The sequence below is a fragment of the Atribacterota bacterium genome, from assembly GCA_028717805.1.
Classification (GTDB): domain Bacteria; phylum Atribacterota; class Phoenicimicrobiia; order Phoenicimicrobiales; family Stramentimicrobiaceae; genus Stramentimicrobium.
In genome coordinates this window covers 1-4,107 of the sequence record JAQUNC010000080.1, presented here as the reverse complement: position 1 = coordinate 4,107, position 4,107 = coordinate 1, and the positions used below count along the sequence as shown (strand labels likewise).

4 protein-coding genes are annotated in these 4,107 nt (G+C 31.4%); all 4 read left to right on the top strand.

Annotated features, from left to right (window positions below):
• Positions 1-2,448 (top strand): DUF3883 domain-containing protein (locus PHD84_10595; GenBank protein ID MDD5638243.1); only part of this gene is annotated, 2,448 nt, incomplete at its 5' end.
• Between the two features lie 172 nt (positions 2,449-2,620).
• Positions 2,621-2,929, top strand: coding sequence for a hypothetical protein (locus PHD84_10590; protein MDD5638242.1), 309 nt, complete (start codon positions 2,621-2,623; stop codon positions 2,927-2,929).
• 96 nt (positions 2,930-3,025) lie between these two features.
• Positions 3,026-3,337 (top strand): hypothetical protein, encoded by a 312-nt coding sequence (locus tag PHD84_10585; GenBank protein ID MDD5638241.1) that lies wholly within the window; start codon positions 3,026-3,028, stop codon positions 3,335-3,337.
• A 9-nt stretch (positions 3,338-3,346) separates the two neighbouring features.
• Positions 3,347-3,643: a hypothetical protein gene (locus PHD84_10580; protein MDD5638240.1), complete on the top strand. Its 297-nt coding sequence runs from the start codon at positions 3,347-3,349 to the stop codon at positions 3,641-3,643.
• Positions 3,644-4,107: the final 464 nt, after the last annotated feature.

Here is a 4,107-nt window from a genome sequence, read left to right as displayed (position 1 = left end):
AAATTGGGCAAAAATGAAAAAGGTGAAGAGATGATTGTTCCAGATACTGATTCAAAGTTAGTCGTTTATTTCCCTACGGAGAAAGTTACCTATTTAAATTTTCTTATTCAAGGTCCATACATAACCACATCAAGCCGTGAAAATATTCCGTTAGAAGACAAGCAAAATAAAAAGCTATTAGGGGAACATGCGAAACTCATTGCTGAGAGTCTATCCATTATTAGAGATTTAGGTTTTTTGAATATAAATTTTTTGGACCTTTTACCGATACATCCAGATAATAAAGACAAAGAGATAGTTTATTCAGTAATATTCGATAAAGTCAAAGAAAGGCTTTTAAATGAAAAATTGTTGCCTACAACTGATAGTATCTACGCAAAAGCCAGTGAGGTTTTATTAGCCAGAGGGAAAGACCTGCCTGATTTATTAGATCAAAAAGATCTTCAAAGATTATTTTCTAAGAAATACTGGTTAGATATCAACATAACTTATGATAAAACCAGAGAATTAAGGGATTATATTATCAATGAACTTAAAGTTGAAGAAGTTGATTTTGAGAGTTTTGCCAGAAAAATAAATGTTGATTTTTTGCAGCCCAAGTCTGACAGGTGGATGATTGATTTATATAGTAGATTATTAGATCAAAAGTCACTTTGGATTGAAAATAGATTCAACCAACCAGGTATTTTGAGGAATAAACCAATAATAAGACTGAAAAATGGTGAACACATAGTTCCTTTTAATGATAATGGAGACCCTCAGGTTTATTTGCCCACAGGAGATAAAACAAATTATAAAACCGTTAAGAAGAATCTCTTAGAAAACGATCTTTCTCTAAAGTTTTTAGAAGAATTAGGATTGAAAAAACCGGACCTTTTTGCTGAGGTCAGAGAATTTATATTGCCTAAATATCAGAAAGAAAACCCTGAGAAAGATGGAGATTATTATAGAGATTTTGAGAAACTTATAAAAGTTTATGAAAATGAGGAAATACCTGAAAACAAGAAAAGAGAGTTTTTAAATGAATTATCTAACTTATCCCTAATTATCTCTTCTAAGAATAATGGAGAAGAAATTTGCCTCAAGAAGCCAACAGAAATATATTTTAGCAATGATGATCTAATAAATTATTTTAAGGAATACGCAGATGTATACTTTGTTAATAGTCTCCTTTACAAGAATTTTGACAAGCATAAACTGGAAGTGTTTCTCAGAAGATTAGGAGTTGAAGATAAACCAAGGAGAATTGAAATCAAGGCCAATCTATCTGATGAAAAGAAAAGAGAGTTACGATCGAGAAGATATGGAGGTAGATATGTTGGTTGGACGAGGGATATTTCTGAAAAGGATTATAAATATGAAGGATTGGAAAATTGCTTTGAACAATTTTCTTTTGAGAAATCAATGTTACTTTGGACATTTTTGCTTAAAAATATTGAATCTCTAGAAAGCTATGAGGCTAAAAGATTTTTTGAGGGAGAGTATCGTTGGAAATACCGTTATGATTATACAGAAATATTTGATGCTAAATTCTTAAAACTATTACAACAAAAAAAATGGTTAATTGACAAGAATGACATATGTAGAAAGCCATCAGATATTACTGTTCTAGAATTACCTGAAGAATATATAAAGAAAAGTACCAACATTGATCTCTTAAAAGAAAAACTCGGATTCAAACCAGATATATATGATCAGCTGCCAGAAGAGTGGAAAAATAAGTTGGAGATTATAAAAGAAATTTCTGCTGAAGACCTCAAAATGCTTATTGTCAAACAAAAAAAGAAAGATTTACCAAAAGCAGAAGGAGAAAGTACCAATTGGAATCCAGAATATAAGCCCGGAGAGATTGATGTTCCTATTAAAGAGTTTAAACCAGATAGAATTATAACTCCTGACCGGGGTGGACAGAGTTATATGCTAGAAATAAACACTAGTGGAGGTTTAAAAGGCACGGAAGAAACCAATAACGTGAAAGATATTCCTGAAGTGATAAATCATGACGATGTAAAGAAAATAGGAGAGTATGGTGAGGAGATAGTTTATCATGCTTTATTAAGTGAGTATAAAGAGAAAGGCACTGTTGCTGAAACAGGTTTTGGATTTAAAGTAGTAAATAAAATCAATGAAGAGCTGGAAATATTTTGGTTAAATAAACTTAGCAACATCGGTAAAGGCTATGATTTTGTGACAAAGAAAAATAGAAAAGAAATTGAATATATTGAAGTAAAAACAAAGATACATGAAGACAATGAACTGATACAGGTTACCGGGCCTCAATGGGAATTTGCTAGGAAGTTATACGAACGAAGAGAGGGAGAAAAATATTTTATATATTTAGTCACCAATGCTGGAAAATCAAATGTTAGCATAAAAAAAATCAGAAATCCGATTAAGCTTTGGAAAGAGGGAAGACTTTATGCACATCCAATTAACTTAAGTCTATGAATTTAACGAAAGACTTGATTAAAAAAACCAATGTGAAAATGAATAATAGAAAGTTTAGATTTTACCATTTAACATATAAAAAAATAATGCTTTCAAAGGGATTTTGTAATAACTGAAAAAGCGTAAGAAAAAAGACAAGATTGAAGTTGAATTTTTGCCAAAAAGGACTCTAGTGGAAGAACTAAAATCTAGAAAGGTAAAAAAAGAAAAGAAGTATAGTATTGAATATTTAAAGTCAGCTCATAAGCACTCTATATTTCATAAAAAGGAAATCATGGAGAGTAGACTATGTGGTTGCTTTCATTGTCTGCAAACTTTTTACCCAGATGAAATATTTAACTGGTGTGATGAGGATAATCCAAAAGGTGCAACTGCCTTGTGTCCTTTTTGCTATGTGGATGCTGTTATCGGCTCTAAATCCGGATTTCCGGTTGATGACCCGGAATTTCTTGAGGAGATGCAAAGACATTGGTTTGGATGAGGTTGTATAACACTTCTCAGTTAATTTACCACAATCCCACTTGTATAATTACCCACGTAATGATATGATAATAAAAAAATGTCTATGAGGTAAAAAATGAGCAAAAATGAAACCATAGAGAAAGATAATCAAAAATTTATACCATTTGATATTAGGTTTATAGATTCAAAAAATAGGGTCACTTTAGGAGAAAAGATTATTAAAAAAATTTCCGGACAAAACAAAGTAAATCAATTTCAAATTTTTATCGGACAGGATGGAGATATACTTTTAAGACCTTTAACTGCTATTCCCAGCAGGGAAGCCTGGATTTATGAAAAGCCTGAATTAATTGGGCAGATAAGGAAGGGCTTGCAAGAGGTAAAAGATGGTAAAGTAGAAAAAATTGAGAATCTTGAAGAACTTTAGGAATGATTGATGAAATTCAACATATACTTCACACCAACTTCCAGGAAAACATTAATACAGATAAAAAAAGATCCCGGTAAGAATAAAGATTATAAAGCAGTTAAAAAGGCAATTATTCTGCTGTCGGAAAATCCCAGGCATCCGGGGTTGCAAACACATATTATATATTCAATTAAAGGACCTTCAGGAGAAAAAGTTTTTGAAGCTTACGCACAACAGAATACTCCTTCTGCTTATCGTATATTTTTTTGTTACGGACCTAATAAAAAAGAAATTACCATTATTGCAATCATTCCTCATCCATAGTGAGCTGTTGGCACAGAAGAAGCAAAAGGACAGACTTCACAAGTTCACATTATAGCAAATAATGGTTATTGAATAGTACCATTTGACATAAAACACGAAATAGAGTTTAAGAAGAGGTCATTTTGTATAATACAAAAATCAAAGGGGGGATTATATGTCCACTTGATGATGAATAAAAGATAAAAGGGGTCAAATCTTTATCATTGACAGTTATTTCTTTGATAATGTTTCTTAAGAAAGTAATTACAAATTAGCGGTGGGAATGAAGTTTTATTTATTTTCTACTATTGAATTTGATATCCCTGATCCTGTTACTTTAATTGAATGCTATTGTTACCAGAGTGACTTTATATAAGAATTTTTTACATTCTTTGGTGATCTTATTTGAAAGCTGAAAGATTGAAGAATAAAAAGGGGATTTGCTGGACATCAATCAGACGATAATGAATTGTCCTTGCTAAGAT

What these genes read in the sequence shown, in the direction of transcription:
- PHD84_10580 (MDD5638240.1), top strand. Translation starts at nt 3,347, where the DNA reads ATGAAATTCAACATATACTTCACACCAACTTCCAGGAAAACATTAATA.
- PHD84_10585 (MDD5638241.1), top strand. Translation starts at nt 3,026, where the DNA reads ATGAGCAAAAATGAAACCATAGAGAAAGATAATCAAAAATTTATACCA.